Here is a 26082-nt window from a genome sequence, read left to right as displayed (position 1 = left end):
TCGTCATGCCGCTTGCCCAACTGATCAGTCCCCAGCAATTGGCCGAGCGCCAGAAGGCCGGCGGGGTGGTGATCCTGGATTGCCGTTTTGCTTTGGAAGACCCGGACTACGGGCGTTGCAGCTATGCCGAAGGGCATATCGAAGGCGCGCAATACGCCGACCTGGAGCGACACCTCAGTGGCCCGGTGACCAAGGGCGTCACTGGACGTCACCCATTGCCGGCGGCGGACACCTTGGTTCAGCAATTGCGGGCCTGGGGCATCAGCGCAGATACCAATATTGTGCTGTATGACGACGGCCCCGGCGCCTATGCCGCCCGCGCCTGGTGGCTGCTGGCCTGGCTGGGCAAGCGCGATGGCGTGTTTATCTTGGATGGCGGCCTCAAGGCCTGGCACTCCGCCGGTTTCCCGCTGAGCCTGGACGCGCCGCTGGTTGAGCCTGGGACGTTCGCCGGTACGCCGGACAACCGCCTGCTGGTGGACGCCGAACACCTGCAAAAACGCTTGGCCCAGTCGGGTCTGACCCTGATCGACGCCCGCGCTCAAGCACGTTTTCGCGGCGAAGTGGAGCCGATCGACCCGATCGCCGGGCACATCCCTGGCGCGCAATGTGCGGCCTTCAACGAAAACCTGGGCGCCGATGGCCGCTTCCTTCCTGCTGAACAGCTCAAGCAGCGCTTCGCTGCCCAACTGGACGGGCGTGCACCGGAAGAACTGGTGGCGTATTGCGGTTCCGGGGTGACGGCCTGCCATAACCTGTTCGCCCTGAGCCTGGCGGGTTATCCGTTGGGCAAGCTGTATGCGGGGTCGTGGAGTGAGTGGATTACTGATCCGGCGCGGGCGATTGCTACGGGCGATTGAGTTCCCTGCCGTGTAAGCCACCTCCCACATTTGCCCTAAGCCATTGTGGGATGCGGCGCTCCAGGTAGTAGCTGGGGCGTTTCAGTGAGCCATCGACGAAGCCCACGTGCCCACCTTTGGCCGTCAGCTCAAATTCGGTGCACGCCGACAGCTCGCTGGCCTCGGGCAAGCTGTGGGCGAAGACGAACGGGTCGTCGGCGGCATGGATAATCAGGGTCGGTGTGCGAATGTCGCCCAGGTAATATCGACTCGATGCCTTTTGGTAATAATCCTCTGCACTGAGAAAACCGTGCAACGGCGCGGTTACCCGGCCATCGAAGTCCCAGAATGTACGCATCTTCTCCAGGGATCCGAGTGCTTCAAGGGTTTTTAGCCCGTCCTCTCGACCATCCTGCAAAAACTGACGCTGCTTGACGCGGATATACGCCAACATCTCGCGCATGAAGTGCTTCTGATACACCCGCGAAAACCCCAGCCCGATGCGGTCTGCGCACTGGTCCAGGCGAAACGGCACCGACACCGCCGCCGCGCCTTGCAGCCCCGACGCTTCGCCGGTTTCACCCAGGTGCTTGAGCAATACATTGCCGCCAAGGGAATAACCCACGGCATACAACGGCGCCAATGGCCGCTTGGCGCGCAAGTGCGCAATTGTTGCGGCCAGGTCTTCGCTGGCGCCCGAGTGATAGCTGCGGGCCAACAGATTTGGTTCCCCTGAGCAGCCTCGCCAGTTCAGCGCCACACTGGCCCAGCCTTGTGCGGCGAGGACTTTTTGCAGTCCGGCCACGTAAGGCGAGTTGGATGAACCGGTCAGCCCGTGCAGCACCAGCACCAAGGGGGCTTGCGCGTCATGGGGCCCATGCCAGTCGAGGTCGAGAAAATCGCCGTCTTCCAGCCACAGGCGTTCGCGTTGGCGCTCGATATGGGTAGTGGCACGCCACAACGGCCCCCACAGTGTTTGCAGGTGGGGGTTGCCGAGGCCGAAGGCGGGGGTGAATCTTTCAGAAGAAGGGGTCATGCAGATCTCTGTGGCATGGGGTGAGCGGGCCCACCACAGAAGCCCGCACTGAGACTACTCGGCGTGTTCTACCACCCGGTGCCACAAAGCGTAATACACCCGCCCGGATTTCTGCTCCCGGTGCAGACGCCACGCGCCCGGTAAACCCAGGGTGGACGGCGCGGTCTCGCTTTCAGTGTAGATCCACGCATCCGGCGCCAGCCATTGGCGTTCTTCCAGCAGTGCGCACACGGTGGGCAGCAGGTTCTGGTTGAACGGCGGGTCGAGGAACACAACGTCGTACTCGCTCGCCGCCTGGGTTTCCAGGTAGCGCAGAGCGTCGGCCGTTTGTACCTGGCCATTGGTGCAACGCAGCGTGCCCAGGTGTTCCTTGAGGCTGGAGACCGCGACATTGCTGGCATCCAGCGCCTGTGCCTGGGATGCGCCACGGGACAACGCTTCCAGGAACAGTGCGCCACTACCGGCGAACGGGTCCAGCACCTTGGCGCCCGCGATGTACGGCGCGAGCCAGTTGAACAGGGTTTCACGCACGCGATCCGGCGTTGGGCGCAGGCCCACGACATCGGGGAAGCTCAGCTTGCGGCTGCCCCATTCACCGCCAATGATGCGCAGTTGGCCCACACCGTTGTGTACGTTGTGGACAGGTTTTTTCGGGCGAGATGAACTGGCCATTAATGCTCCGGAACCCCGAGCGGCTGCTCGGCGGGTTTATCAGTGGGGGGCGGTAGTGGCTTTTGCGCAATCGTCGGGCCGGCGGTCACGATGACCATCTTGTCGGCGCTCAAGTGTTTATTCATTGCAGCCTTGACCTGCTCTACGGTCAGGGCCTGGGATTGTTTCATGAAATCTTCCAGATAGCTCAGCGGCAGGTTGTAGAAACCCATGGCGCCCAGCTGGCCGACGATATCGGCGTTGCTCGCGGTAGACAGCGGGAAGCTGCCGGCCAGCTCGCGCTTGGCGTCATCCAGCTCTTTTTGCGTCGGGCCGGTCTTGAGGTAATCGGCGACTACGTCTTCAACCAGGCGCAGGGTGCCGCCACTCATTTCGGCGCGGGTCTGCAGGTTGATCATGAACGGACCGCGTACCTGCATCGGCGAGAAACCGGAGTAGACACCGTAGGTCAGGCCACGCTTTTCACGGACTTCGCTCATCAAGCGGGTACCGAAGCCGCCGCCGCCTAGGATCTGGTTACCCAGGGACAAGGCCGCGTAGTCCGGGTCGGCGCGGTCGATACCGAGTTGGGCGAACAGCAAGTGGGTCTGCTTGGACGGAAACTCGATACGGCTCAGGCCGGCCTTGGGTTCGGTCGGCTGGGCAATCTTCGCCAGGGCCGGGCCTTTAGGCAGCGATGCGGACACTTTCGCCGTCATGGCTTCGGCTTCGGCGCGGGTCAGGTCACCGACCACTGCAATCACCGCATTACCGGCGGCGTAAGCCTTGGCATGGAACGCCTGCAACTGCGCCAGGGTGATTTTCGGCACGCTTTCTGGTGTGCCTTCGCTTGGGTGTGCGTAAGGGTGATCGCCGTACAAGCGCTTGAACAGCTCCAGGCTCGCCAGTTTGCCGGGGTTCTGCTTCTGGTATTCGAAGCCGGCGAGGATCTGATTCTTGATGCGGGCCAGGGAGTCGGCCGGGAAGGTCGGTTTGCCGATCACTTCGTCAAACAGCGCCAGAGCGGCGTCGCGTTTATCGCTGGCGCTCAAGCTACGCAGGGACACCAGCGCCATGTCGCGGTAGGCGCCGTTGCCGAAGTCGGCACCCAGGCCTTCAAAACCACTGGCGATCTGGCTGACATCCTTGCCAGGAATACCTTCGTTGAGCATGGCGTTGGTCATCAGCGCCAGGCCCTGCACATCGCCGTCCTGGCTGCTGCCGGCGGCGAACAGGATGCGCAGGTCGAACATCGGCAGTTCATGGGCTTCAACAAACAGCACCTTGGCGCCTTCGGCGGTGGTCCAGGTTTGCACGTCGAGCTTGCGGTTGGTCGGCGCCTTGCCGTCCAGTTCTGCCAGGGATTGCAGCGTGTTGGCCGATTGAGCTTTTTCCAGCGCGGGGCTGGCTACCGATTCACTCGGGCGCAGGAAATACACGGCGCTTGCCGCGATCAGGGTGACGGCGATCAGGCCGGGCAGGATCAGGCTTTTGCGATCACTCATGAGCAGTCTCCTCAGGCAGAACATGGGCGACGCTCAGACGTTCGCGGGTGAAATAGGTGCGCGCGGCCTTTTGGATGTCTTCCGGGGTCACGCTTTGCAGGTCGGCGAGTTCGCTGTCCATGAGTTTCCAGGACAGGCCCACGGTCTCCAGGGAGCCGATGGCCGTGGCCTGGCTGGTGATGGAGTCACGCTGGTAGACGAGGCCGGCGATGACCTGGGCGCGGATTCGCTCCAGCTCTTCGGCGGTGGGCGGCTTGGCCTTCAACTCGTCCAGCAACCGCCACAGGCCGGCTTCGGCTTGGGCAATGGTCTTTTTCTTCTGCTGGTTCGGTGTGGCCGACAGCATGAACAGCGTATCGCCACGGGTGTAGGCGTCGTAGTTGGTGGAGGCGGCCGACACCAGCTCTTCACCGCGTTCCAACTGCTCCGAGATGCGTGCGCTGTAGCCGCCATCCAACAGGGCCGAGATCAGGCGCAGGGCTTGTACCGAACGTTTGTCTTCGGCAGTCGCCAGGCCCGGCACGTTGAATCCGAGCATCACACTCGGCAATTGGGTCTGCACGTGCATCGTCAGCAGGCGTTCGCCGGGTTCGGCCAGCTCCATCGGGATCTTGGCGGGCGGTACGTCGCGCTTGGGGATCGGGCCAAAGTAGCGCTGGGCCAGGGTTTTCACCTCGTCCGGGGTCACGTCGCCGACGACCACCAGGGTGGCGTTGTTCGGCACGTACCAGGACTGGTACCAGTGGCGCAGTTCCTCGACCTTCATGCGGTCCAGGTCGGCCATCCAGCCGATGGTCGGCGTGTGGTAGCCGCTGGCCGGGAAAGCCATGGCCTTGAAACGCTCGAAGGCCTTGGACATCGGGTTGTCGTCGGTGCGCAGGCGGCGTTCTTCTTTGATGACCTCGATTTCGCGGCTGAACTCGTCGGCCGGCAGGCGCAGGCTGGCCATGCGATCAGCTTCGAGTTCGAAGGCCACGCCCAGGCGGTCGCGGGCCAGGACTTGGTAGTACGCGGTGTAGTCATCGCTGGTGAACGCGTTTTCTTCGGCGCCCAGGTCGCGCAGGATCAGCGAGGCTTCGCCGGGGCCGACTTTGGCGCTGCCCTTGAACATCATGTGTTCCAAGGCGTGGGACAAACCGGTCTGGCCCGGGGTTTCGTAGCTCGAACCCACCTTGTACCAAACCTGGGAAACCACCACCGGGGCGCGATGATCTTCGCGCACGACGACCTTGAGACCGTTGTCCAGGGTGAATTCGTGGGTGGGTTGTGGGTCGGCAGCCAAAGCTGAAAGAGGCAGACAAACTGTGCTGAACAGCAGGCCTGCGGCGCGGCGGGCTAGAGCATTCATTCGTTTTTAAACCTGTTGGGCTGCCCGCTTGGTCTTAGCGTCGGCGGGCGAGGAGGTGCTAGGATACTGGTCGAATATACGGACGGCCACTGCGGCAGTCTTGTTGAGGCCCTATTTTGGCCTTACAAAATGTTGCGCATGAACGAGCTGGCTAAAAAACAGTCTGTTACGCATCGAATTTTATTTACCGGCGCGCCCCTCTGGCGCGTCGCTACCTTGAGATAGCCGTCTCCATGTTTGGTTCCAACGACGACAAGAAGACCCCAGCTGCGGCTGGCGAGAAGAAAGGCCTGTTCGGATGGCTGCGCAAAAAGCCGCAGGAAACCGCTGTTGAACAGCCACAGGTTCAAGCTGAGCCGATCCCCGACCCTATAGTAGAAGCCGAACCGGTTGCCGAAGCGCCGGCGCCGGTGGTGTTGCCGATGGCTGAGCCCGTGCTGCAGCCGGTGGTTGAGGCTGAGCCGGAACCTGAGCCCGAGCACAAGCCATGGCCTGAGTTGCCGGTGGCCGAAGAGCCCGTGGCGTTGGTCGAAGACGTCCAGGCTGAACACCTGGCCCCGCCGATTCCTGCGGTGGTTGAGCCGGTTGAGGTGGTGGTCCAGGCGCCGCCCGTTGTCGAAGTCCCTGCGCCTGTTGCTGTTGTGGTCGCTGCGCCCGTCCAGGTTGTCGAGGCTATCGAGGTTGTCGAGCCAGAACCGCTCGCTCCCTCTGCAGAAACCACCAAGACCGGCTTCTTCGCCCGCCTCAAGCAAGGTCTGAGCAAGACCAGCGCCAGCATCGGCGAAGGCATGGCCAGCCTGTTCCTCGGCAAGAAGGTCATTGATGACGAACTGCTGGAAGACATCGAAACCCGCCTGCTGACCGCCGACGTGGGCGTCGAAGCCACCGCCGTGATTATCCAGAGCCTGACCCAGAAGGTCGCGCGCAAGCAGTTGACCGATGCCGACGCACTCTACAAATCCTTGCAGGCCGAACTGGCCGCGATGCTCAAGCCCGTGGAAGCCCCGCTGGTGATCACCCCGAACAAGCCGTTCGTGATCCTGGTGGTGGGCGTCAATGGCGCCGGCAAGACCACTACCATCGGCAAGCTGGCCAAGAAGCTGCAACTGGAAGGCAAGAAAGTCATGCTCGCCGCCGGTGACACCTTCCGCGCCGCCGCCGTTGAGCAATTGCAGGTCTGGGGCGAGCGCAACAAGATCCCGGTGATCGCCCAGCACACCGGGGCCGACTCCGCTTCGGTGATCTTCGACGCCGTGCAAGCCGCCAAGGCCCGTAACATTGATGTGCTGATCGCTGATACCGCCGGTCGCCTGCACACCAAAGACAACTTGATGGAAGAGCTGAAGAAAGTGCGCCGCGTGATCGGCAAGCTTGATGCCGACGCGCCCCACGAAGTGCTGCTGGTGCTGGACGCCGGTACCGGCCAGAACGCCATCAGCCAGGCCAAGCAATTCAACCAGACGGTGCAACTGACCGGCCTGGCATTGACTAAGCTCGACGGCACAGCCAAAGGTGGCGTGATCTTCGCCCTGGCCAAACAGTTCGGGTTGCCGATTCGTTATATCGGCGTCGGTGAAGGCATCGATGACCTGCGCACCTTTGAAGCCGAACCCTTTGTAGAGGCACTGTTTGCCGAGCGGGAGCGTTCATGATTCGATTCGAACAGGTCGGTAAACGCTATGCCAACGGGCATGTGGGCTTGCATGAGCTGAGCTTTCGAGTGCGGCGCGGCGAGTTCTTGTTTGTAACCGGGCATTCTGGCGCCGGTAAAAGTACCTTGTTGCGCCTGCTGCTGGCCATGGAACGCCCGACCACCGGCAAGTTGCTGCTGGCCGGCCAGGACCTGGCCACCATCAGCAATGCGCAGATTCCGTACCTGCGCCGGCAGATCGGCGTGGTGTTCCAGAACCACCAGTTGCTGTTCGATCGCACGGTATTCAACAACATTGCCCTGCCATTGCAGATTCTCGGGCTGTCCAAGGCCGAGATCGTCAAGCGCGTGGACTCGGCCCTGGAGCGCGTGGCGCTGTCGGACAAGACCGACCTCTACCCTGGCGACCTCTCCACCGGCCAGCAACAGCGCGTCGGCATTGCCCGCGCCATCGTCCATCGCCCGGCCTTGCTGCTGGCGGACGAACCTACCGGTAACCTCGACCCGCGTCTGGCGGCCGAGATCATGGGGGTGTTCGAGGACATCAACCGCCTGGGCACCAGCGTATTGATCGCCAGCCACGACCTGGCGCTGATCGCCCGCATGCGCCACCGCATGCTGACCCTGCAACGCGGTCGTCTGATCGGTGATGGGGAGGCCGGCGTATGAGTGCCACCCGCAGCCCCAAGGTTTCCGAGCGCGTGGCGCCGAAACCGGCCGACCCGCAACCGAAAAAGAAAAAACACGACGATGACGACGGTCCGGACTTCAGCACGCTGCTGCGCGCCTGGATCGAAAGCCATCGTGCCAGCCTGCTGGACAGCCTGCGTCGCCTGGGCAAGCAGCCGATCGGCAGCTTTTTCACCTGTCTGGTGATGGCTGTGGCCTTGAGCCTGCCGATGGGTTTGTCCCTGCTGCTCAATAATGTCGAGCGTCTGGGCGGTTCCTGGCAGCGTGCGGCGCAGATTTCGCTGTACCTGAACCTGGATGCCAGTACCCAGCAAGGCGAAGCGCTGCGTGACGACATCAAGAACATCCCAGGCGTGGCGGATGCCGAGTACGTCAGTCGCGACCAGGCGCTTGAGGAGTTCCAGCAACAGTCCGGCCTGGGTGAGGCGCTCAAGGAGCTGCCGCAGAACCCGCTGCCAGGCGTGGTGCTGGTGACGCCGAACGAGGTGGACAAGACCGCCCTGGAAGCCCTGCGTCAAAAACTCGCAGAGATGCCTAAGGTGCAACAGGCGCAACTTGATCTAGTCTGGGTTGAGCGCCTGGCCGCCATCCTCAAGCTGGGCGACCGTTTTGTGTTCGGCCTGACGGTGCTGTTGGTGTCTGCATTACTTTTGGTGATAGGTAATACCATTCGTCTTCATATTGAAAACCGTCGCACCGAGATAGAAGTGATTAAACTGGTCGGCGGCACGGACAGCTATGTGCGTCGGCCTTTTCTGTACATGGGCGCGCTTTATGGCCTGGGTGCGGGGATTTTGTCCTGGGGCGTGTTGGCATTTGGCCTGGACTGGCTGAACGACGCGGTAATCGGGCTTGCCGGGTTGTACGGCAGCGATTTTGCCCTGGCCGGCGTGCCGGTAGCCGATGGTCTGAGCCTCTTGCTTGGCGCGGTCTTGTTGGGTTATATCGGTGCGTGGATTGCGGTCGCACGGCATTTACGTGAGCTGGCACCGAAGTAGTTAATGTCAGATTAATGTGGTTTCGTTTGTATTGACCGTATCAGTGGTTTAGGGAACTTGTCCTACGGTTCCCGGTCAATTTTCGCAGTGCTGAACTGCACGAGTTATGTAAGTCGGAGGTTTCGTATGACCACTTCTTTGCAACCTGCTTATGCCTTGGTCCCGGGTGCGAACCTGGAAGCCTATGTGCATACGGTCAACAGCATTCCATTGCTGACACCCGAGCAGGAGCGTGAACTGGCCGAGAGTCTCTATTATGAGCAGGATTTGGGGGCGGCTCGGCAGATGGTGCTCGCCCACCTGCGTTTTGTCGTACATATCGCCCGTAGCTATAGCGGCTACGGCCTGGCCCAGGCTGACCTGATCCAGGAAGGCAACGTCGGCCTGATGAAGGCGGTAAAGCGCTTCAACCCGGAAATGGGTGTGCGCCTGGTGTCGTTCGCGGTTCACTGGATCAAGGCGGAAATCCACGAGTTCATCCTGCGCAACTGGCGCATCGTGAAAGTCGCGACCACCAAGGCCCAGCGCAAACTGTTCTTCAACCTGCGCAGCCAGAAGAAACGCCTGGCGTGGCTGAACAACGAGGAAGTCCACCGCGTGGCCGAAAGCCTCGGCGTGGAGCCCCGTGAAGTGCGCGAGATGGAAAGTCGTCTGACCGGCCATGACATGGCCTTCGACCCGGCCGCTGAAGCGGACGACGACAGCGCCTTCCAATCGCCGGCCAACTACCTGGAAGACCACCGGTACGACCCGGCGCGTCAACTGGAGGACGCCGATTGGAGCGACAACTCCAACCACAACCTGCACGAAGCGCTGGAAGTGCTGGACGACCGCAGCCGTGACATCCTCTACCAGCGCTGGCTGGCGGAAGAAAAAGCCACGCTGCATGACCTGGCGCAGAAGTACAACGTGTCGGCCGAGCGGATTCGTCAGCTTGAGAAAAGCGCGATGAACAAGCTGAAGTTGTCGATCGCCGCCTAAAGGGTAACGCGGTCAAAATGTGGGAGGGGGCTTGCCCCCGATTGCAGTGGGTCAGCTACAAATAAGCTGACTGATCCACCGCTATCGGGGGGCAAGCCCCCTCCCACATTTGTTTCTGTGTTGGGTCAGTCAGACCAGGGCGCTTTGCGGGAGTTGTTCAGCTCAAGCAGGTAGCCATCGCCACCGAGTTGACTCATCTGCTGCCGAATCCAAGCCGCCCGCCGCGCCACATACGCGGTCGGATGGCTGGCACTCCACACTCGTGGGTTTGGCAGCACAGCCGCCAGGTAACTGGCCTGCTGCCGTGAAAGCCCCTTGGCACTCACACCAAAGTGATGCCGCGCCGCCGCTTGCGCGCCGAACACCCCTTCATCCCATTCCACGCTGTTGAGGTACACCTCAAGGATTCGCTCCTTGGGCCACAGCACCTCGATCAACCCGGTAAACCAGGCTTCCAGCCCTTTGCGCAAATAACTGCGACCAGCCCACAGGAACAGATTTTTCGACACCTGCTGGCTCAACGTACTGGCCCCGCGAATCGAGCCGCCGCGCTCGTTGTGCAGGATCGCCGCCTGGATCGCGCCGAAATCAAAGCCCCAATGCTGCGGGAAGCGCTGGTCTTCACCGGCCATCACCGCCACTTTGAGCTCATCGGATATCTCGTCCCACGGCACCCAGGTGCGCTGCAGGTCAATGGGTTCGCCGTCGAACCAGGATTCGACCTTGCGCTCCACCATCAGCGCAGTGAACGGCGGCGGGACGACACGAAACAGCAGCACCAGCAAGACACTGCCGATGGCAAACCATTTCACGACGTTGAGAAAGCGTTTGAAGAGGAGACGCAGCATAGAGATGGCTTGGCCGAACCCGTTGAGCGGGCCATTATACAGACCCTGCCCGATGAGTCTGACTGGAGTTCCCCATGCTGCGAAGCTTTCTGATGCTGGCCGCGTTTTTCGGCTTCACCGGTGTCGCCCTCGGCGCCTTTGCCGCACATGGCCTGAAAAACCGTCTGAGCGCCGAATACCTGGCGATCTTCCATACCGGCGTGACCTACCAACTGGTGCACACCCTCGCACTGTTTGGCGTGGCCTTGCTGGCGGCCCATCTTCCCGGCCGCCTGGTGACGTGGGCCGGTATCTCGTTTGTCATCGGTATCCTGCTGTTCTCCGGCAGCCTGTATGTGTTGACTACCACGGGCATCAGCAAGCTCGGCATCATCACGCCGTTCGGTGGCCTGGCATTCCTGCTCGGCTGGTTCTTCCTCGGCCTGTTTGCCTGGCGCTTGCAGGTCGTCTGACCAAGGGACTTGGGCCAGCAACACCAATCAAGCTAGAATGCTGGCCCCTAAAAACGATGGCGGCCCGTGGCATGCGCATTCAGTTGAACGGCGAATCCTTTGAACTGCCCGACGGTGCAACCGTTGCGGCCCTGCTGACCCGCCTGGAACTGACCGGGCGTCGTGTTGCAGTGGAGCTTAACCTGGATATCGTCCCGCGCAGCCAGCATGAAGGCACCGCGCTCAGCGACGGTGACCAGGTCGAAGTGGTCCACGCCATCGGCGGCGGCTAGTCGCCTGCCCGAATTCTGCAGAACCTCACCCCATTACGAGGATTTCCCATGAGCATCGTTCGTAGCGACAAGCCTTTCGTTCTGGCCGGTCGTACCTACCAGTCCCGCCTGCTGGTCGGCACCGGCAAGTACCGCGACATGGAAGAAACCCGCCTGGCCATCGAAGCCTCGGGTGCCGAGATCGTGACCTTCGCCGTGCGCCGCACCAACCTCGGCCAGATCGAGGGCGAGCCGAACCTGCTCGAAGTGCTGTCGCCGGATCGCTACACCTTCTTGCCGAACACCGCCGGTTGCTATGACGCCATCGAAGCCGTGCGCACCTGCCGCCTGGCCCGTGAGCTGCTCGACGGCCACAACCTGGTGAAGCTGGAAGTGCTGGCCGACCAGAAAACCTTGTTCCCCAACGTGATCGAAACCCTCAAGGCCGCTGAAACGCTGGTCAAGGAAGGCTTCGACGTGATGGTCTACACCAGTGATGACCCGATCATCGCCCGTCAATTGGCGGAAATCGGCTGCATCGCAGTGATGCCGCTGGCCGGTCTGATCGGCTCCGGCCTGGGTATCTGCAATCCGTACAACCTGCAGATCATCCTTGAAGAAGCCAAGATCCCGGTGCTGGTGGATGCCGGCGTAGGCACCGCCTCCGACGCGACCATCGCCATGGAGCTGGGCTGTGACGCCGTGCTGATGAACTCGGCCATCGCCCACGCCCAGCAACCGATCATGATGGCCGAAGCCATGCAACACGCCATCGTCGCAGGCCGCCTGGCCTACCTCGCCGGGCGCATGCCGAAAAAACTCTACGCCAGCGCCTCTTCGCCGCTGGATGGTCTGATCAAGTAAGAGCCATTGATGACTGAATCAAACGAAACGCCGAACACCGTGGAAGCCGCAGGCGACGAGTCCAAGCACCGCCGCATCAAGAGCTTTGTGATGCGCGCCGGTCGCATGACCGAAGGCCAGCAAAAGGGCCTGGAGCAAGGCACGCCGCTGTTCGTATTGCCCCTGGCCGATGCGCCGGTGGACTACGACCAAGTGTTCGGCCGCTCGGCGCCGCGTTCCCTGGAGATCGGTTTCGGCATGGGCCATTCCCTGCTGGAAATGGCCGCCGCCGCGCCGGACCAGGACTTCATCGGCGTGGAAGTGCACCGCCCAGGTGTCGGCGCACTGCTTAACGGCGTGCTGACCCAAGGCCTGACCAACCTGCGCGTCTACGACTGCGACGCGATTGAAGTGCTCAACCGCTGCATTGCCGACAACAGCCTCGACCGCCTGATGCTCTTCTTCCCGGACCCATGGCACAAATCCCGTCACCACAAGCGCCGCATCGTCCAGGCGTCCTTTGCGGAACTGGTGCGCAGCAAGCTCAAGGTTGGCGGCATCCTGCACATGGCCACCGATTGGGAGCCCTATGCCGAATACATGCTGGAAGTGATGGACGTTGCCCCTGGCTACCGCAACCTGGCGCAAGACGGCAAATGCGTGCCACGCCCGGCTGAGCGGCCGATCACCAAGTTCGAACGTCGCGGTGAGCGGTTGGGGCATGGGGTTTGGGATTTGAAGTTCGAGAAGCTGGCCTGACCCGCTTTCGAATTGAAATGCAGTAAAAAATGTGGGAGGGGGCTTGCCCCCTCCCACATTTGTATTTGTGTTGGGTTTGAGGTCAGCGGCGGTCTGCGACTACCCCAATCAATACCAGCACCACCACCAGCACCGGCGCCAGGCTGTAGTTATTGAACTGGCTCAACCCCCGCACAATCCACGGTGTGGCATAGATCAACGCCGCACCGCTGCCGATCATGCACACCAGTGCCATCAGCGGCACGCGCAAGGCGCCGGCGATGCTGCCCAGGCGTGCTTCGACCCAGCCCTTGATGTCGGCGCCGAACAGCACCAGCAAACAGCCCACAAGGGCCAGGGAGATTTCCGACAGGTTGCTGCGGCTCCAGCGGGATACGGTGGCGAGCAGGTCGAGTACCAAATCCATGTGACTTCCTTAGAGCGTCAGCTCAAAAACTTCTGCAACAGGTCATTGAGAAAGAGTTGCCCACGGTCGGTGGCCGCCAGGCGTGACGGTTCGACCTGCATTAAGCCACTTTGTTCTGCCTCGCGACGTGCCTCGTCGAGGCTTGCCAGGTCGAGGCCGGTGCGCTCGGCGTAGAGCTTGGCGTCGACGCCTTCGCTGAGGCGCAAGGCATTCATCAGGAATTCGAAGGGTAGCTCGTCGTTGGTCAGTTCCTTCGCGCCGGCCTGGAAGCTTTTGGCCGGGTTGAGGTAGTCCTTTGGCGCACGGGTTTTCCAGGTGCGCACAATGCGCCCGTCCGGGTGGCTGAGCTTGCCGTGGGCGCCGGCGCCGATGCCAATAAAGTCGCCGAAGCTCCAGTAATTCAGGTTATGTCGCGCCGGTCGGCCCGGTTGGGCATAGGCCGATACTTCATATTGGGCGTAACCGTGTTCGGCCAGCAGTGCCTGGCCAGCTTCCTGGATGTCCCACAGGGTGTCGTCTTCCGGCAGCGCTGGCGGCTGGTTCCAGAACACGGTGTTGGGTTCCAGGGTCAGCTGGTACCACGACAAATGCGTGGGCTTGAGCGCGATGGCCTGGCGCAGGTCGTCGAGGGCGTCGTCCAGGGACTGATCGGGCAAGCCGTGCATCAAGTCCAGGTTGAAGTTATCGAACCCGGCCTGGCGCGCCATACCGGCGGCGCGTACAGCTTCATCGCCATTGTGGATGCGGCCCAGGGCCTGGAGTTTTTCCTGCTGGAAGCTCTGGATGCCGATGGACAGGCGGTTGATCCCCAGCTTGCGGTACGCCACGAACTTCTCTTGTTCGAACGTGCCGGGGTTGGCTTCCAGGGTTATCTCGATATCGCCGGCAAACGCAATGCGCGCTTCTACACCTTTGAGCAGGCGGCCCAGTGCTGCGGCGCTGAACAGGCTGGGCGTGCCGCCACCAAAGAAAATCGAGCTCAACTCCCGGCCATATACGGCGTGCAGGTCCTGGTCCAGGTCGGCCAGCAGGGCGTCCACATACTCTTCTTCCGGCAGCACTTTGCTTGCGGTGTGGGAGTTGAAGTCGCAATACGGGCATTTGCGCACGCACCACGGGATGTGGATATACAGCGCCAGGGGCGGCAGCACAGGCAGGGCCGCCCGGGGTGTTTGCGCGCCGCCGTGGATCAGCGGCAGCGCCGGGGTGTCGTGGGTCATTTCAGGCTCAGGCGTTGGCGCAGCAAATCCATTGCGCGGGCGCGGTGGCTGATCTGGTTCTTGTCGGTCGGGCTCAGTTCGGCGCTGGAGACGTTGCGCTCCGGCACCCAGAACAGCGGGTCATAGCCAAAGCCATGCTCACCGCTGGCCGCATGCAGGATGCGCCCGTGCCACAGGCCTTCGCACAGGATTGGCAACGGGTCGTCCGCGTGGCGTACCAGAGCCAGCACGCAGACGAACTGCGCACCGCGCATCGCGTCCGGCACGTCCTTGAGGGCGTCCAGCAGCTTGGCATTGTTGGCCGCGTCACCTTTGCCATCGGCGTAGCGCGCCGAATAAATGCCGGGTGCGCCGCCGAGGAAATCCACCGCCAACCCCGAGTCATCCGCCAACGCCGGCAGGCCGGAAATACGTGCGGCATTCCGCGCTTTGAGGATGGCATTCTCGACGAACGACAAGCCGGTCTCTTCCGGCTCGACCTGGCTGAACTCGCCAATCGAGCGCAGTTGCACCGACTCGCCGAGCATGGCCTGGAGTTCTTTGAGTTTGCCGGCGTTATGGCTGGCCAGTACCAGTTGAGTAAGGTTCATCATTGCGCCGGAAACAGTTCCTGGTTGAACTGGAAGCTATGGGCTTTGCCGCCAGTTTCAACGTTGATGGTAAAGGTCTTGTATTCACGCTGGGTCACGGAGTAGGGCGCGAGGTAGCTGATCCCGCCTTTTTCTTCGATTTGCTTGAACGTCAGCATCTCGCTCTTGCCGCCCAGGTCCTTGATGGTACCGGTCACTTGGGCCGCGACTGGGGCCACGCCCTTGATCACGGTCACATTGATCAAACCCTTCTCCTTGCTGCGTACCACGCCGGCTTTTTGGGCGGTTTCGGGTGGCAGGAAGCTTGAGGTGAAGGTGTTGTAGTGCACGGTGATATCACCGAAGTCTTTCTTGCGATTAGCGTCGATAGTGTCCGCAGCCATGGCATTGGCGCCCAGGCATGCGGTCAGTAGAAAAATAGCCAAGCGACTCATAAACGTCCCTCTCGAAAATGCTTAGACGGCAATTTTGTGGTCGGTCAGACCAGGGCTGCTGACCCGGTAGATACCGATTTCGCCCAACAGATTGGGCCATAGTTTACTCGCCCAGCCGTGGCGGTGCTGTTGATCGACGGCAAGGCGGTTGATCACCTTGGCTTCACGCTCGCCACACAGCGCTTCGAAGTCTTCGAAGGTGCAGAAGTGGATGTTCGGCGTGTTGTACCAGGTGTACGGCAGGAAATCCGACACCGGCATGCGACCCTTGGTCGCCAGGTACCAGCGGCAGCGCCAGTGGCCGAAGTTGGGGAAGGTGATAATGCACTGGCGACCCACGCGTAGCATTTCGTCGAGGATGCGGTCCGGGTAGTGCACTGCTTGCAGGGCCTGGGTCATCACCACGATGTCGAAACTGTTGCTGGCAAAGTTGCCCAGGCCCTTGTCCAGGTCCTGCTCGATCACGTTGATGCCCTTGGCCACGCATTGGGCGATGTTGTCTGGGGCGTTTTCCAAGCCGTAGCCGGTGACTTGCTTGTTGTCGCGCAGCCAGCTCAGCAGTTCGCCATCGCCGCAGCCCAGGTCGAGCACGCGGCTGCCGGCGGGGATCCAGTCTTGGATGATGTCCAGGTCGGCTCTCATGGCGTTCTCACCTCAAAGCGTAAGCAATTCATATAAGCGAAATGCGGTTCATGTAGTTGCTAAAAGCCTGCAAATAACGCGGGATCGGGATCAGGAAGGCGTCGTGGCCTTGCGGAGCATCGATCTCCAGGTAGCAGACGTCTTTGCGTGCAGCCATCAGCGCGTCCACCAGCTCACGGGAGCGCGCCGGCGAGAAGCGCCAGTCGGTGGTGAACGACATCACGCAGAACTTGGCCGTGGCGCCTTCGAAGGTTTTCGCCAGGTCGTCATCAAAGTTGGCGGCTGGGTCGAAGTAGTCCAAAGCCTTGGTCATCAGCAGGTAGGTGTTGGCGTCGAAACGCCCGGAGAACTCCTCGCCCTGATAACGCAGGTAGCTTTCCACCTGGAATTCGACGCTGTGGAAGTCGTAGTTGAGCTTCTCGCTTTTGAGACCACGGCCGAATTTCTCGCCCATGGAGTCGTCGGACAGGTAGGTGATATGCCCGACCATCCGCGCCAGCATCAGGCCGCGCTTGGGAATCACACCGGCTTCCTGGAACGAACCGCCGTGGAACTCGGGGTCGGTGAGGATTGCCTGGCGCGCCACTTCGTTGAAGGCGATGTTCTGTGCCGACAACTTGGGGGCCGAGGCAATGGCCAGGCAATGGCGCACGCGGTCTGGGTAAGTGATGGTCCATTGCAGCGCCTGCATACCGCCCAGGCTGCCACCGATCACGGCGGCCCATTGGCTGATGCCCAGCAGGTCGGCGAGACGCGCCTGGCTGTGCACCCAGTCTTCCACGGTGAGCACCGGGAAGTCGGCGCCGAACGGCTTGCCGGTTTCCGGGTTGAGGCTGCTGGGGCCGGTGGAGCCGTTGCAGCCGCCGAGGTTGTTCAGGCTGACCACAAAGAACTTGTTGGTGTCGATGGGCTTGCCGGGACCGATGCAGCTGTCCCACCAGCCGGGCTTGCGCTCGTCGGCACTGTGGAAACCCGCAGCATGGTGATGGCCGGACAAGGCGTGGCAGATCAGCACAGCGTTGCTCGCCGTGGCGTTCAGTTGGCCATAGGTTTCGTAGATCAGGTCGTAGGCGGGTAGCGAACGGCCGCAGGCCAAGGCCAGGGGTTCGCTGAAGTGCGCCACTTGGGGCACGACCAGTCCAACAGAATCGGGGGGGAAGGCAGCTGGCATCGACCCTGCTCTCGTTTAAATGAGGCGTAAGTCTAAAGACCGCTGCACCCAGCGGCAAGCAAAGGCCTGCGCGGTGCGAAATGAGGGAGGGAGCAAGTCCCTCCCACCTTTGTTCACATCAGATCAGCAAGCGCAGAATCTCTGGCATCCCGGTCATGGCCGCCAGGTTGTTGATCACTAGCATGTCCAGCAGCTTGAGCACCATGAACGCGAGGATCGGCGAGATATCCAGGCCGCCCAGGTTCGGCAGCAGACGGCGGAACGGCGCCAGGGCCGGCTCGCAGATCTGGTTGACCAGCTCGGCGCCAGGGTTGTGGCTGCCCGGGGCGACCCAGGACAGGATCACGCTGATGATCATGGCGAAGAAGAAAATCTTCAGGAACAGCGCGGTCACGCCGATGATTGCCCAGATCAGCAACTGTACGAAATTGCCGGTGGTGCCGTAGGTCAGCAGCAGGGTCAGCGCCATCAAGGCCAACTGCACCAGGATCGCCAGCACCAGCGAGGACATGTCCAGGCCGAACAGGCTCGGGATCACTCGGCGCAGCGGCTTGAGCAACGGCTGGGTGGCCTTGACGATGAACTGGCAGAGCGGGTTGTAGAAGTTGGCGCGTACCAGTTGCAGCACGAAACGCAACAGCACGATCAGCAGGTAAAGGCTGCCGAGGGTTTGCAGCACGTAGACGGCTGCGGTGTTCAAACCAATCATGTTGGCTCCTTAGTTGCCCAGTTGTTCGGCCATTTCGGCCGATCGGTGCGCAGCGGCACCCAGTGCTTTTTCCACCAGGGCTTCAAAGCCCCCGGCCTGGAACGATTCAATGGCGGCCTGCGTGGTGCCGCCTGGGGATGTCACGCGGCGGCGCAGTTCGGCGGCATCCACATCGCTGGAGACGGCCATCTTCGCAGCGCCCAAGGCGGTTTGCTCGGACAGTTGCTCAGCGACTTCCCGTGGCAGGCCCAGTTTCACGCCAGCCGCGGTCATGGCTTCGATCAGCAGGAAGAAGTACGCCGGGCCGCTGCCGGAGACAGCGGTGACCGCGTCCAGTTGTTGTTCCTGTTCCAGCCACAGGGCAATGCCCACGGCTGACAGCAGCTCCTGGGCCTGGTCACGTTGCTCGGCACTGACCTCGGCAGTGGCGTACAAACCGCTCACGCCTTGGCGCAGCAGGGCCGGAGTGTTGGGCATACAGCGCACGATAGGCTGGGCACCGAGCCAGTTGTTCATGCTGGCGCAGGTAATGCCGGCGGCGATGGACACCACCAACTGATGCGGTTTCAGGTTCGGGCGCAGGCTTTCGCACACGGCCTTCATGGCCTGTGGCTTGACCGCCAGCACGATCACGTCGACGCCCCGGATGGCTTCGGCGTTGTCGGCGAAGGTGTCGATACCGTGCTCGGCGCTGACGCGCGCACGGGTGTCTGCGCCCGGATCGCTGGCGCGGATCTGCGCGGCGTCCAGGCCCTTGGCCCGCAGGCCACCGATCAGGCTGGCCGCCATGTTGCCGGCGCCGATAAAGGCAATACGCGTGTTGCTCATGACAGGTCCTTATTCAGAGGGAGGTCAGCCATTTCACGGCTGGCCGTAATCACGGGCACCAAACAGTGCGGTACCGATCCGCACCCAGGTGGCGCCTTGGGCGATGGCCGACTCAAGGTCATGGCTCATGCCCATGGAAAGAGTGTCCAGCGGCAGGTTCAAACTGGCTTGCAGGTCGCGAACGGTGGCGAATGCTGCATCTTGCTCGGCGCGATCTTCGGTCGGCTCGGGGATTGCCATCAGGCCGCGCAGCGTCAGGCGCGGCAGGGCGCTGATCGCATCGACCAGGGCCGGCAGGTCGGCGGGCGTACAGCCGGACTTGCTGGCTTCGCCACTGACATTGACCTGGATGCAGATATTCAGCGGTGGCAGGTCGGCCGGGCGTTGTTCGGACAGGCGTTGTGCAATTTTGAGGCGGTCCACGGAATGCACCCAAGCGAAGTTCTCGGCGATAGCGCGCGTCTTGTTCGATTGAATGGGGCCGATGAAGTGCCAACTCAAGGGCAGGTCGGTTAATTCGGCCTGTTTGCCCAAGGCTTCCTGCAGGTAGTTCTCGCCAAAGTCGCACATACCGGCGGCGTAGGCTTCACGCACGGCTTGGGCGGGTTTGGTCTTGCTCACGGCCAGCAGGTGGATGCTGCTTGCGTCACGTTGCACGGCGTCGGCTGCGGCGCGGATGCGCTGGCTAACCTGGCCGATGTTGTCTGCTATCGTCGACATTCAAGATGCGCCCGTGGATATGGAGTCCGCGGCATTCTACTGGAAATGGAAAGCCCTATGGATATCACTGAATTACTGGTGGCTGGCGTGCGCCGTGGCGCCTGCGACCTGCACCTGTCGGCTGGGCTGGCGCCCATGTTGCGAATCGATGGCGAAATCTGGCCGATGGATTGCCCGGTGCTTTCAGCTGTGCAAGTGGCGGATTTATTGAGCCCTTTGCTCAACCAATACCAACAAAAGGATTTCGAAACATCTCTTGAAACGGATTTTGCCTTCGAGCTGCCAGGCGTGGCGCGGTTCCGGGCGAATGTGTTCCAGCAGGATCGCGGCATGGGCGCGGTGTTTCGCACCATCCCGGCCGACGTCCAGAGCCTGGAAAGCCTGGGCCTGGGGGAAGTGTTCCAGCGGATCGCCCAATTGCCCCGTGGTCTTGTGCTGGTCACCGGGCCTACGGGCTCCGGCAAGTCCACCACTCTGGCCGCCATGATCGACTATCTCAACCAACACCGGCGCCAGCACATCCTCACGCTGGAAGACCCCATCGAATTTATCCACAGGCCGAAAACCGCGCTGATCAATCAGCGCCAGGTGCACCGCGACACCCACAGTTTTTCGGCGGCCCTGCGTTCGGCGCTGCGTGAAGACCCCGACGTGATTCTGGTGGGCGAATTGCGTGACCTGGAAACCATCCGCCTGGCGCTGACGGCGGCTGAGACCGGGCATCTGGTGTTTGGCACCCTGCACACCACCTCGGCGGCAAAGACCGTGGACAGGCTGGTGGACGTGTTCCCGGCCGGCGAAAAAGCCATGGTCCGCTCGATGCTGTCCGAGTCGTTGCAGGCGGTGGTATCCCAGGTACTGGTGAAAAAGCATGGCGGCGGGCGCGTGGCGGCCCATGAAATCATGCTGGGCACGCCGGCCATTCGTAACTTGATTCGTGAGGACAAGGTGGCGCAGATGGTCTCGGCGATTCAGACCGGTGGGGCGTTGGGGATGAAAACGCTGGATATGAGCTTGAAGGCGTTGGTCAGCGAAGGGCTGGTCAGCCGAGAGGATGCGCGGGAGAAGGCGAGGGTGCCTGGGGATATATAAGATCGGGAGACATAAGGAGATCCAAATGTGGGAAGGGGCTTGCCCCCTCCCACATTGATTACTGCATTTCAGCTGAAGATCAGCGCTGGACGACCCGCAGGTTGTTGTTCTGCTCTTTAGGCAGCACCCGCTTGGCAATCACGTAGTTCTTGTCCCAGAACGGCTTTTTCAGCGTGTCGATGCTCACCGACTTTCCACGGCGCGGTGCGTGGATAAAACGGTCGTTGCCCAGGTAGATGGCAACGTGGTTCACCTGGCGGCTCTTCAGTTTGAAGAACAGCAGGTCACCCGGTTTCAGGTCCTTGCGATCAACCTTCTGCCCGTGGCCGGCGGCCATGGCGTTGGAAGTGCGCGGCAGATCCACGGCGGCGACGTCGTTGAATGCATATTTCACCAGGCCGCTGCAGTCGAACCCTTTACTTGGGCTGCTGCCGCCCCAACGATAAGGTGTACCGAGCACGTTGACGGCACGGCTGAGGACGTTGCTGCTTTGCTTGGTGTTGGCTGCCACCAGGCCGGGAACTGCTTTACCGTGGGCTTTGCTCAGTTGGGTCGGGCGGCTGACGGTCGGCTTTGCCGATTTGGAAGTGCTTGGCGTGCTGTGGACTTTAGGGGTGAAACCGTTGACGTTTGGAAGTCGTTGCTCACGATTGGTGGCGTGGGCGGCCAATGGCATTAATAGGCAAATGGTTAGCCATGTCTTTAAAAATGGTCGCATCAGGCGTGGCTCTTATGGGTTTGCGCGCAACTTTATAACAGCTTTTTGTGTCGATCTCAGGCCGTTTGTCGACTGAACCTTGACGTCAAAATCAGGAAATACGCGACGAATTGCCGCAATTGTCCTACACAAGTCAGGTGGCATAAGGCTTTCAGGGGTGGGACGATACCATTTGCCGTACGTCGGGCGCCCGTAAAAAAGTCACAAAGAAAATGAAAAAATTTATCTATCGAAGCAAAAGAGGTACGCCATGAACACCTATCAACAGGTTGGGCCGCGACAAGACACTCACAGTAAAGTGATCGGTTACCTGCTGTGGATTTTCGGGTTTACCGGCGCGCACCGCTTCTATTACGGTAAACCGGTAACCGGCACGATCTGGTTTCTTACCCTGGGTTTGCTGGGTATCGGCTGGCTGATCGACCTGTTCCTGATCCCTGCGATGGACCGTGAAGCCGACCTGCGTTTTACCGCCGGCCCCATCGAATACAACGTGGCCTGGATTCTGTTGACGTTTCTTGGCGTGTTTGGCGTGCACCGCATGTACCAGGGCAAATGGATCACGGGGCTGATCTACCTGCTGACGGGGGGCTTGTTCCTGGTGGGCGTGCTGTATGACTTCTGGACGTTGAATACCCAGGTTTCGATTCGCAATGCCGAGCGCAACGGCGGCCGCTGAATCTTTAGAGGCCTGCGCAGAACCCAGTGTGGGAGCGGGCTTGCCCGCGAATGCTGAATGTCAGTCGACATCTACATGACTGATACACCGCATTCGCGAGCGAGCCCCACCTTATTTTAGGCCTGGTAGCTGATCCGCCCATCCACCAAGGTATAACGCACCGTCGCCGGCAGGCTATGCCCGATGAACGGGCAGTTCTCACCCTTGGACAGCCAGTGTTCCCCGGCAATCGTGGAGCTGGCCGGGTCAAACAGCACCAGGTCCGCCGCCGCACCCACCGCCAACTTACCCGCCGGCAGGCGCAATGCCTCAGCCGGGCCGGCGCTCAGGCGTGCCAGCAGTGTCGGCAAATCCAGCAAGCCGTCTTCCACCAACGTCATCGCCAGCGGCAGCAACAGCTCAACGCTGCTGATACCCGGCTCGGTCGCACCAAACGGCGCCAGCTTGGCATCACGCTCGTGGGGCTGGTGGTGGCTGGAAATCGCCGAGACCACACCGGACTTCACCGCCGCGCGCAAACCTTCGCGATCGGCCAGGGTGCGCAGCGGCGGTTGCACGTGGTACAGGCTGGAGAAATCGATCAGTGCCTCATCCGTCAGGATCAGCTGATACAACGCCACATCCGCTGTCACCGGCAACCCACGGGCCTGCGCCTGGGCGATCAGGGCGACACCGCGTGCGCTGGTCAACTGGCTGAAATGCGCACGCACACCACTTTGCTCCACCAGCAGCAGGTCACGGGCCAGGGCCACGGTCTCGGCGGTTTCCGGGATGCCCGGCAGGCCGAGGAAACTGGCCACGGCGCCTTCATGGGCCAGGCCACCTTCGGCCAGGTCGCGGTCCTGGGAGTGGAAGATCACCGTCAGGTCGAAGGTGGCGGCGTATTCCAAGGCGCGGCACAGGGTGCGGGTGCTGCGGAAACTCTCCAGGCCGTTGCCGAAGGCTACACACCCGGCGTCGCGCAGGGCGATCAGTTCGGCGAGTTGTTCGCCGTCCAGGCCTTTGCTCAGGGCGCCGATGGGGAACACTTTGCAATTGCCGGCTTCACGGGCGCGGTCGAGGATCAGCTCGGTCACGGCCGAGGTGTCCAGAACGGGCTTGGTGTGCGGCGGGCAGCACAGGCTGGTCACGCCACCGGCCGCAGCGGCGCGGGTTTCGCTGGCGATGCTGCCTTTGCGGCTGTAGCCCGGCTCGCGCAGGGCGACGTTCAGGTCCACCAGCCCGGGCGCGGCCACCAGGCCTTTGGCGTCGATCGTCTCGCTGGGGCTGAAACCGCCGGGAGCGGCGCCAATGGCGATGATCTTGCCGGCCTCCAGATGAAGATCGGTGACTTGATCCAGGCCACTGGCCGGATCGATAACGCGAGCGCCAAGAATGCTGAGCTTCACTGGGCGTTCTCCTGCTCGAATTGACGTTGCGCGGTTTGTCCGCTCATGGCCATGGACAATACGGCCATGCGCACGGCGATGCCGTAGGTCACTTGGTTGAGAATCACCGACTGGCTGCCGTCGGCCACCGCCGACTCAATCTCCACCCCTCGGTTGATCGGGCCTGGGTGCATCACGATGGCGTCCGGCTTGGCGCCGGCCAGGCGTGCGGTGGTCAGGCCGAACAGGCGGTAGAACTCACCCTCGCTCGGCAGCAGGCCGCCGGACATGCGCTCGCGTTGCAGGCGCAGCATGATCACCACATCGACATCCTTGAGGCCTTCGGCCATGTCGGTGTAGACCTTCACGCCGTATTGCTCGATGCCGATGGGCAGCAGGGTTTTTGGCGCGATCACGCGGATATCCGGGCAGCCCAGGGTTTTCAGGGCCAGCATGTTCGAGCGTGCGACCCGCGAGTGCAGGATGTCGCCGACGATGGCCACCGAGAGGTTTTCAAAGCTGCCCTTGTGCCGACGGATGGTGAGCATGTCGAGCATGCCCTGGGTCGGGTGGGCGTGACGGCCGTCGCCGCCGTTGATGATCGCCACCTGGGGGCACACGTGCTCGGCGATAAAGTGCGCGGCGCCGGAGTCGCCGTGGCGCACCACGAACATGTCGGCGGCCATGGCTTCCAGGTTGCGCAGGGTGTCGAGCAGGGTTTCGCCCTTGCTCGCCGACGACGTGGACACGTTCAGCGTGATCACGTCGGCCGACAGCCGCTGGGCCGCCAGTTCAAAGGTGGTGCGGGTGCGCGTGGAGTTCTCGAAGAACACGTTGCAGATGGTTTTGCCGCGCAGCAACGGGACTTTCTTCACCGCCCGGCCACCGACTTCGAGAAACGAATCGGCCGTGTCGAGGATTTCGGTGAGCAGTTCGCGGGGCAAACCATCGAGGGACAAAAAGTGTTGCAACTGGCCCTGAGCATTGAGCTGCAGCGGGCGCTTGGCATCTAGAGGCGTCATCGCGGGGACTCTGTACAAGGCGGTTTAAAGGGCAAGGTCTTGCAGTTCGAGTTCGAGCGGCGTGGGACCGGACAATTTTACCCGTTGCCGGGCTTGCAGCGACAGTGTGGCGCCGACCACATCCGGGCTGATCGGCAACTCGCCGGCATCCAGGTCCAGCAGGCAGACCAGCGTGATACTGGCCGGGCGGCCGTAGTCGAACAGCTCGTTCATGGCGGCGCGGATGGTGCGGCCGCTCATCAGCACGTCGTCGATCAGCACCAGGTGCTGGCCTTCGATCTCGAACGGCAGGGCCGACGGGCGCACTTGTGGATGCAGGCCGTTCTGGCTGAAGTCATCGCGGTAAAAGGATACGTCCAGGGTGCCCAGGGGCGAATCGCTGCCCAGTGCTTCCAGCAGCGCCTGGGCCACCCACACGCCACCGGTGCGAATGCCGATGAAGCGCGGCTCGCTGATGCCACGGTGTTCCAGGTTAGCCTTGAGGCGTATTGCCATCTGGCTGATCAGTTCGGCGGGGTTCGGCAGGCTCATGGTGGCTCCTTCAAGGCCTTGCTGTAGGCAAGTTCCGGGCTCAAACGTAAGAAGACGCGGCAGGCCGCGTCAGTCAGGATTCAAATAAAGCGGTGTTTTCATCCAGCCAGCCCTGCAACAGCAAGGCAGCGGCGATGGCGTCCACGGGGTTGTCGCGGTAGCTGCCTTTCTGCCCGCCACGGTCGCGGCGTTCACCCTTGGCTTCAAAGGTCGTCAGGCGTTCGTCGTGGGTATAGAAGGGAATGTTGTAGCGGCCGTTGAGGCGGCGGGCGAACTTTTCGGCGCGCAGGCACATGTCGCTGGGGGTGCCGTCCATGTTCAGGGGCAGGCCGACCACTACCGCGTCGGGCTTCCACTCTTTAATGAGGGCTTCGACCTGGTTCCAGTCCGGTATGCCGTTCTGGGCCTTCAGGGTGCACAGATCACGGGCCTGGCCGGTGATTACCTGGCCGACGGCTACGCCGATCTGTTTGGTGCCGTAGTCAAAGCCGAGGATCAGACGCAAGGCCATCAGGCGTGCCCCGCCTGGCTGGTCAGCAGGCTGAGGTTGACGCGCAGCTTGGCGGCGGCCGCTTCCAGGCGTAGTTCGCTGGCAGTGTTGAACAGAATGTCGGCATCAAACGGGCAGGTCAGCCAGGCATTGCTGGCCAGTTCGGCTTCCAGTTGCCCGGCTTCCCAGCCGGCGTAGCCCAGGGTGATCACACTTTGCTCGGGGCCTACGCCGTCGGCGATGGCGAACAACACGTCCTGGGAGGTGGACAGCGACACGCCGTCCAGGTCCACCGTGGCCTGGAACGTCGGCCCGGTCGGGTGCAGCACAAAGCCGCGATCCGTCTGTACCGGCCCGCCGATGTAGATCGGAACACCCTGGCAACGGGCCGGCGGATCGATCTCGGGGCGCAATTGCTCAAGGATATCGGCCAGGTTCAGCGCTTGTGGCCGATTCACCACCAACCCCATGGCACCCTTGGCCGTGTGCTCGACGATGTAGGTCAAGGTGTGCGCAAAGTTCGGGTCGGCCATATGGGGCATGGCGATCAGGAATTGGTGCTTGAGGTAGGTCGGGCTGACATTTTTCATGTCCGCTAGTGTGGCGTTGGA

31 protein-coding genes are annotated in these 26082 nt (G+C 61.8%); 11 read left to right on the top strand and 20 right to left on the bottom strand.

Features of this window, described 5'->3' with window-relative positions:
- Positions 1 to 5: 5 nt before the first annotated feature.
- Complete coding sequence (locus tag DNK50_RS01645) at positions 6 to 860, top strand: sulfurtransferase (protein ID WP_112192679.1); 855 nt, start codon at positions 6 to 8, stop codon at positions 858 to 860.
- On the opposite strand, the gene DNK50_RS01640 is transcribed toward DNK50_RS01645, so the two are convergent.
- Genes DNK50_RS01640 through DNK50_RS01625 form a run of 4 tightly spaced genes read right to left on the bottom strand, consistent with a single transcriptional unit; the run spans position 847 to position 5379 of the window.
- Positions 847 to 1875, bottom strand: a complete 1029-nt coding sequence (locus DNK50_RS01640) for a hydrolase (RefSeq protein WP_112192678.1) — start codon at positions 1873 to 1875, stop codon at positions 847 to 849. The genes DNK50_RS01645 and DNK50_RS01640 overlap by 14 nt on opposite strands.
- Positions 1876 to 1929: 54 nt before the next feature.
- The gene (rsmD, locus tag DNK50_RS01635) at positions 1930 to 2547 is read right to left on the bottom strand and encodes a 16S rRNA (guanine(966)-N(2))-methyltransferase RsmD (protein ID WP_099585858.1); all 618 of its coding nucleotides are present in this window, start codon (positions 2545 to 2547) and stop codon (positions 1930 to 1932) included.
- Complete coding sequence (locus DNK50_RS01630) at positions 2547 to 4031, bottom strand: pitrilysin family protein (protein WP_099585857.1); 1485 nt, start codon at positions 4029 to 4031, stop codon at positions 2547 to 2549. The genes rsmD and DNK50_RS01630 overlap by 1 nt, the downstream gene beginning before the upstream one ends.
- Entirely contained in the window at positions 4024 to 5379 is a 1356-nt protein-coding gene (locus DNK50_RS01625; protein ID WP_112192677.1) for a pitrilysin family protein, read from the bottom strand. The genes DNK50_RS01630 and DNK50_RS01625 overlap by 8 nt, the downstream gene beginning before the upstream one ends.
- 233 nt (positions 5380 to 5612) lie before the next feature.
- Between DNK50_RS01625 and ftsY the strand changes: the two genes are divergently transcribed.
- The 4 genes from ftsY (at position 5613) to rpoH (ending at position 9699) form a co-directional block, all read left to right on the top strand.
- On the top strand, positions 5613 to 7031 hold the full coding sequence (ftsY, locus tag DNK50_RS01620; RefSeq protein WP_112192676.1) for a signal recognition particle-docking protein FtsY: 1419 nt from the start codon (positions 5613 to 5615) through the stop codon (positions 7029 to 7031).
- Positions 7028 to 7699: a cell division ATP-binding protein FtsE gene (gene ftsE / locus DNK50_RS01615; protein ID WP_017737950.1), complete on the top strand. Its 672-nt coding sequence runs from the start codon at positions 7028 to 7030 to the stop codon at positions 7697 to 7699. The genes ftsY and ftsE overlap by 4 nt, the downstream gene beginning before the upstream one ends.
- On the top strand, positions 7696 to 8718 hold the full coding sequence (gene ftsX / locus DNK50_RS01610; RefSeq protein ID WP_099585854.1) for a permease-like cell division protein FtsX: 1023 nt from the start codon (positions 7696 to 7698) through the stop codon (positions 8716 to 8718). Before ftsE ends, ftsX begins: the two co-directional genes overlap by 4 nt.
- A 126-nt stretch (positions 8719 to 8844) precedes the next feature.
- Positions 8845 to 9699: an RNA polymerase sigma factor RpoH gene (gene rpoH, locus DNK50_RS01605; RefSeq protein ID WP_003176698.1), complete on the top strand. Its 855-nt coding sequence runs from the start codon at positions 8845 to 8847 to the stop codon at positions 9697 to 9699.
- Positions 9700 to 9824: 125 nt separating this feature from the next.
- Here rpoH and mtgA read toward each other — a convergent pair whose 3' ends face one another.
- Positions 9825 to 10547, bottom strand: coding sequence for a monofunctional biosynthetic peptidoglycan transglycosylase (gene mtgA / locus DNK50_RS01600; protein ID WP_112192675.1), 723 nt, complete (start codon positions 10545 to 10547; stop codon positions 9825 to 9827).
- A gap of 74 nt (positions 10548 to 10621) precedes the next feature.
- Between mtgA and DNK50_RS01595 the strand changes: the two genes are divergently transcribed.
- The 4 genes from DNK50_RS01595 (at position 10622) to trmB (ending at position 12852) form a co-directional block, all read left to right on the top strand.
- Positions 10622 to 10999, top strand: a complete 378-nt coding sequence (locus tag DNK50_RS01595) for a DUF423 domain-containing protein (protein ID WP_099585852.1) — start codon at positions 10622 to 10624, stop codon at positions 10997 to 10999.
- 71 nt (positions 11000 to 11070) lie between these two features.
- Positions 11071 to 11271, top strand: a complete 201-nt coding sequence (gene thiS / locus DNK50_RS01590; RefSeq protein WP_160385078.1) for a sulfur carrier protein ThiS — start codon at positions 11071 to 11073, stop codon at positions 11269 to 11271.
- Positions 11272 to 11319: 48 nt separating this feature from the next.
- Positions 11320 to 12114 (top strand): thiazole synthase, encoded by a 795-nt coding sequence (locus DNK50_RS01585; RefSeq protein WP_003234615.1) that lies wholly within the window; start codon positions 11320 to 11322, stop codon positions 12112 to 12114.
- A 9-nt stretch (positions 12115 to 12123) separates the two neighbouring features.
- Positions 12124 to 12852, top strand: coding sequence for a tRNA (guanosine(46)-N7)-methyltransferase TrmB (gene trmB, locus DNK50_RS01580; RefSeq protein ID WP_099585850.1), 729 nt, complete (start codon positions 12124 to 12126; stop codon positions 12850 to 12852).
- 82 nt (positions 12853 to 12934) lie between these two features.
- Here trmB and DNK50_RS01575 read toward each other — a convergent pair whose 3' ends face one another.
- The 9 genes from DNK50_RS01575 to DNK50_RS01535 all read right to left on the bottom strand — a co-directional run bounded on the left by DNK50_RS01575 (position 12935) and on the right by DNK50_RS01535 (position 19572).
- On the bottom strand, positions 12935 to 13258 hold the full coding sequence (locus DNK50_RS01575) for a DUF3392 domain-containing protein (protein WP_016972961.1): 324 nt from the start codon (positions 13256 to 13258) through the stop codon (positions 12935 to 12937).
- A gap of 17 nt (positions 13259 to 13275) precedes the next feature.
- Complete coding sequence (hemW, locus tag DNK50_RS01570; protein ID WP_112192674.1) at positions 13276 to 14478, bottom strand: radical SAM family heme chaperone HemW; 1203 nt, start codon at positions 14476 to 14478, stop codon at positions 13276 to 13278.
- Positions 14475 to 15071: an RdgB/HAM1 family non-canonical purine NTP pyrophosphatase gene (gene rdgB, locus DNK50_RS01565; RefSeq protein WP_112192673.1), complete on the bottom strand. Its 597-nt coding sequence runs from the start codon at positions 15069 to 15071 to the stop codon at positions 14475 to 14477. The genes hemW and rdgB overlap by 4 nt, the downstream gene beginning before the upstream one ends.
- Entirely contained in the window at positions 15068 to 15502 is a 435-nt protein-coding gene (locus DNK50_RS01560; RefSeq protein ID WP_099585847.1) for a DUF4426 domain-containing protein, read from the bottom strand. The genes rdgB and DNK50_RS01560 overlap by 4 nt, the downstream gene beginning before the upstream one ends.
- A gap of 21 nt (positions 15503 to 15523) precedes the next feature.
- Positions 15524 to 16144: a methionine biosynthesis protein MetW gene (gene metW, locus DNK50_RS01555; protein WP_112192672.1), complete on the bottom strand. Its 621-nt coding sequence runs from the start codon at positions 16142 to 16144 to the stop codon at positions 15524 to 15526.
- 28 nt (positions 16145 to 16172) lie between these two features.
- A complete protein-coding gene (locus tag DNK50_RS01550; RefSeq protein ID WP_112192671.1) occupies positions 16173 to 17315 on the bottom strand; it encodes a homoserine O-acetyltransferase in 1143 nt (380 codons plus the stop codon).
- A 118-nt stretch (positions 17316 to 17433) separates the two neighbouring features.
- The gene (locus DNK50_RS01545) at positions 17434 to 18024 is read right to left on the bottom strand and encodes a YggT family protein (RefSeq protein ID WP_099585845.1); all 591 of its coding nucleotides are present in this window, start codon (positions 18022 to 18024) and stop codon (positions 17434 to 17436) included.
- Positions 18025 to 18033: 9 nt separating this feature from the next.
- Positions 18034 to 18852, bottom strand: a complete 819-nt coding sequence (gene proC / locus DNK50_RS01540) for a pyrroline-5-carboxylate reductase (protein WP_112192670.1) — start codon at positions 18850 to 18852, stop codon at positions 18034 to 18036.
- A 33-nt stretch (positions 18853 to 18885) separates the two neighbouring features.
- On the bottom strand, positions 18886 to 19572 hold the full coding sequence (locus DNK50_RS01535; RefSeq protein ID WP_112192669.1) for a YggS family pyridoxal phosphate-dependent enzyme: 687 nt from the start codon (positions 19570 to 19572) through the stop codon (positions 18886 to 18888).
- A 57-nt stretch (positions 19573 to 19629) separates the two neighbouring features.
- Between DNK50_RS01535 and DNK50_RS01530 the strand changes: the two genes are divergently transcribed.
- Positions 19630 to 20664: a type IV pilus twitching motility protein PilT gene (locus DNK50_RS01530; RefSeq protein ID WP_099585842.1), complete on the top strand. Its 1035-nt coding sequence runs from the start codon at positions 19630 to 19632 to the stop codon at positions 20662 to 20664.
- A 79-nt stretch (positions 20665 to 20743) separates the two neighbouring features.
- Here the strand turns inward: DNK50_RS01530 and DNK50_RS01525 are convergent, their stop codons facing one another.
- Positions 20744 to 21382, bottom strand: a complete 639-nt coding sequence (locus DNK50_RS01525) for a C40 family peptidase (protein WP_112192668.1) — start codon at positions 21380 to 21382, stop codon at positions 20744 to 20746.
- Between the two features lie 250 nt (positions 21383 to 21632).
- Between DNK50_RS01525 and DNK50_RS01520 the strand changes: the two genes are divergently transcribed.
- Positions 21633 to 22061, top strand: coding sequence for a TM2 domain-containing protein (locus tag DNK50_RS01520; protein ID WP_099585840.1), 429 nt, complete (start codon positions 21633 to 21635; stop codon positions 22059 to 22061).
- A 116-nt stretch (positions 22062 to 22177) separates the two neighbouring features.
- Here the strand turns inward: DNK50_RS01520 and DNK50_RS01515 are convergent, their stop codons facing one another.
- The 5 genes from DNK50_RS01515 to DNK50_RS01495 form a co-directional block, all read right to left on the bottom strand.
- Complete coding sequence (locus DNK50_RS01515) at positions 22178 to 23449, bottom strand: dihydroorotase (RefSeq protein WP_112192667.1); 1272 nt, start codon at positions 23447 to 23449, stop codon at positions 22178 to 22180.
- Positions 23446 to 24450, bottom strand: coding sequence for an aspartate carbamoyltransferase catalytic subunit (locus tag DNK50_RS01510; RefSeq protein WP_099585838.1), 1005 nt, complete (start codon positions 24448 to 24450; stop codon positions 23446 to 23448). The genes DNK50_RS01515 and DNK50_RS01510 overlap by 4 nt, the downstream gene beginning before the upstream one ends.
- A gap of 24 nt (positions 24451 to 24474) precedes the next feature.
- Positions 24475 to 24981 carry a bifunctional pyr operon transcriptional regulator/uracil phosphoribosyltransferase PyrR gene (gene pyrR / locus DNK50_RS01505; protein WP_099585837.1) on the bottom strand — a complete coding sequence of 169 codons (507 nt, stop codon included), beginning with the start codon at positions 24979 to 24981 and terminating at the stop codon, positions 24475 to 24477.
- A 73-nt stretch (positions 24982 to 25054) separates the two neighbouring features.
- Entirely contained in the window at positions 25055 to 25492 is a 438-nt protein-coding gene (gene ruvX / locus DNK50_RS01500; protein WP_112192666.1) for a Holliday junction resolvase RuvX, read from the bottom strand.
- A complete protein-coding gene (locus DNK50_RS01495; protein ID WP_099585836.1) occupies positions 25492 to 26061 on the bottom strand; it encodes a YqgE/AlgH family protein in 570 nt (189 codons plus the stop codon). Before DNK50_RS01495 ends, ruvX begins: the two co-directional genes overlap by 1 nt.
- Between the last annotated feature and the right edge of the window lie 21 nt (positions 26062 to 26082).

The sequence above is a fragment of the Pseudomonas sp. LG1E9 genome (assembly GCF_003290225.1).
GTDB classification, from domain to species: domain Bacteria; phylum Pseudomonadota; class Gammaproteobacteria; order Pseudomonadales; family Pseudomonadaceae; genus Aquipseudomonas; species Aquipseudomonas cyclaminis.
The sequence above is the reverse complement of the archived record's forward strand: the minus strand, read 5'-3'. Positions and strand labels throughout refer to the sequence as shown.

Excerpts from the sequence above, each read along its gene's own strand:
- DNK50_RS01645 (WP_112192679.1), top strand. The coding sequence starts at position 6 with ATGCCGCTTGCCCAACTGATCAGTCCCCAGCAATTGGCCGAGCGCCAG.
- DNK50_RS01640 (WP_112192678.1), bottom strand. The coding sequence starts at position 1,875 with ATGACCCCTTCTTCTGAAAGATTCACCCCCGCCTTCGGCCTCGGCAAC.
- rsmD (WP_099585858.1), bottom strand. The coding sequence starts at position 2,547 with ATGGCCAGTTCATCTCGCCCGAAAAAACCTGTCCACAACGTACACAAC.
- DNK50_RS01630 (WP_099585857.1), bottom strand. The coding sequence starts at position 4,031 with ATGAGTGATCGCAAAAGCCTGATCCTGCCCGGCCTGATCGCCGTCACC.
- DNK50_RS01625 (WP_112192677.1), bottom strand. The coding sequence starts at position 5,379 with ATGAATGCTCTAGCCCGCCGCGCCGCAGGCCTGCTGTTCAGCACAGTT.
- ftsY (WP_112192676.1), top strand. The coding sequence starts at position 5,613 with ATGTTTGGTTCCAACGACGACAAGAAGACCCCAGCTGCGGCTGGCGAG.
- ftsE (WP_017737950.1), top strand. The coding sequence starts at position 7,028 with ATGATTCGATTCGAACAGGTCGGTAAACGCTATGCCAACGGGCATGTG.
- ftsX (WP_099585854.1), top strand. The coding sequence starts at position 7,696 with ATGAGTGCCACCCGCAGCCCCAAGGTTTCCGAGCGCGTGGCGCCGAAA.
- rpoH (WP_003176698.1), top strand. The coding sequence starts at position 8,845 with ATGACCACTTCTTTGCAACCTGCTTATGCCTTGGTCCCGGGTGCGAAC.
- mtgA (WP_112192675.1), bottom strand. The coding sequence starts at position 10,547 with ATGCTGCGTCTCCTCTTCAAACGCTTTCTCAACGTCGTGAAATGGTTT.
- DNK50_RS01595 (WP_099585852.1), top strand. The coding sequence starts at position 10,622 with ATGCTGCGAAGCTTTCTGATGCTGGCCGCGTTTTTCGGCTTCACCGGT.
- thiS (WP_160385078.1), top strand. The coding sequence starts at position 11,071 with ATGCGCATTCAGTTGAACGGCGAATCCTTTGAACTGCCCGACGGTGCA.
- DNK50_RS01585 (WP_003234615.1), top strand. The coding sequence starts at position 11,320 with ATGAGCATCGTTCGTAGCGACAAGCCTTTCGTTCTGGCCGGTCGTACC.
- trmB (WP_099585850.1), top strand. The coding sequence starts at position 12,124 with ATGACTGAATCAAACGAAACGCCGAACACCGTGGAAGCCGCAGGCGAC.
- DNK50_RS01575 (WP_016972961.1), bottom strand. The coding sequence starts at position 13,258 with ATGGATTTGGTACTCGACCTGCTCGCCACCGTATCCCGCTGGAGCCGC.
- hemW (WP_112192674.1), bottom strand. The coding sequence starts at position 14,478 with ATGACCCACGACACCCCGGCGCTGCCGCTGATCCACGGCGGCGCGCAA.
- rdgB (WP_112192673.1), bottom strand. The coding sequence starts at position 15,071 with ATGATGAACCTTACTCAACTGGTACTGGCCAGCCATAACGCCGGCAAA.
- DNK50_RS01560 (WP_099585847.1), bottom strand. The coding sequence starts at position 15,502 with ATGAGTCGCTTGGCTATTTTTCTACTGACCGCATGCCTGGGCGCCAAT.
- metW (WP_112192672.1), bottom strand. The coding sequence starts at position 16,144 with ATGAGAGCCGACCTGGACATCATCCAAGACTGGATCCCCGCCGGCAGC.
- DNK50_RS01550 (WP_112192671.1), bottom strand. The coding sequence starts at position 17,315 with ATGCCAGCTGCCTTCCCCCCCGATTCTGTTGGACTGGTCGTGCCCCAA.
- DNK50_RS01545 (WP_099585845.1), bottom strand. The coding sequence starts at position 18,024 with ATGATTGGTTTGAACACCGCAGCCGTCTACGTGCTGCAAACCCTCGGC.
- proC (WP_112192670.1), bottom strand. The coding sequence starts at position 18,852 with ATGAGCAACACGCGTATTGCCTTTATCGGCGCCGGCAACATGGCGGCC.
- DNK50_RS01535 (WP_112192669.1), bottom strand. The coding sequence starts at position 19,572 with ATGTCGACGATAGCAGACAACATCGGCCAGGTTAGCCAGCGCATCCGC.
- DNK50_RS01530 (WP_099585842.1), top strand. The coding sequence starts at position 19,630 with ATGGATATCACTGAATTACTGGTGGCTGGCGTGCGCCGTGGCGCCTGC.
- DNK50_RS01525 (WP_112192668.1), bottom strand. The coding sequence starts at position 21,382 with ATGCGACCATTTTTAAAGACATGGCTAACCATTTGCCTATTAATGCCA.
- DNK50_RS01520 (WP_099585840.1), top strand. The coding sequence starts at position 21,633 with ATGAACACCTATCAACAGGTTGGGCCGCGACAAGACACTCACAGTAAA.
- DNK50_RS01510 (WP_099585838.1), bottom strand. The coding sequence starts at position 24,450 with ATGACGCCTCTAGATGCCAAGCGCCCGCTGCAGCTCAATGCTCAGGGC.
- pyrR (WP_099585837.1), bottom strand. The coding sequence starts at position 24,981 with ATGAGCCTGCCGAACCCCGCCGAACTGATCAGCCAGATGGCAATACGC.
- ruvX (WP_112192666.1), bottom strand. The coding sequence starts at position 25,492 with ATGGCCTTGCGTCTGATCCTCGGCTTTGACTACGGCACCAAACAGATC.
- DNK50_RS01495 (WP_099585836.1), bottom strand. The coding sequence starts at position 26,061 with ATGAAAAATGTCAGCCCGACCTACCTCAAGCACCAATTCCTGATCGCC.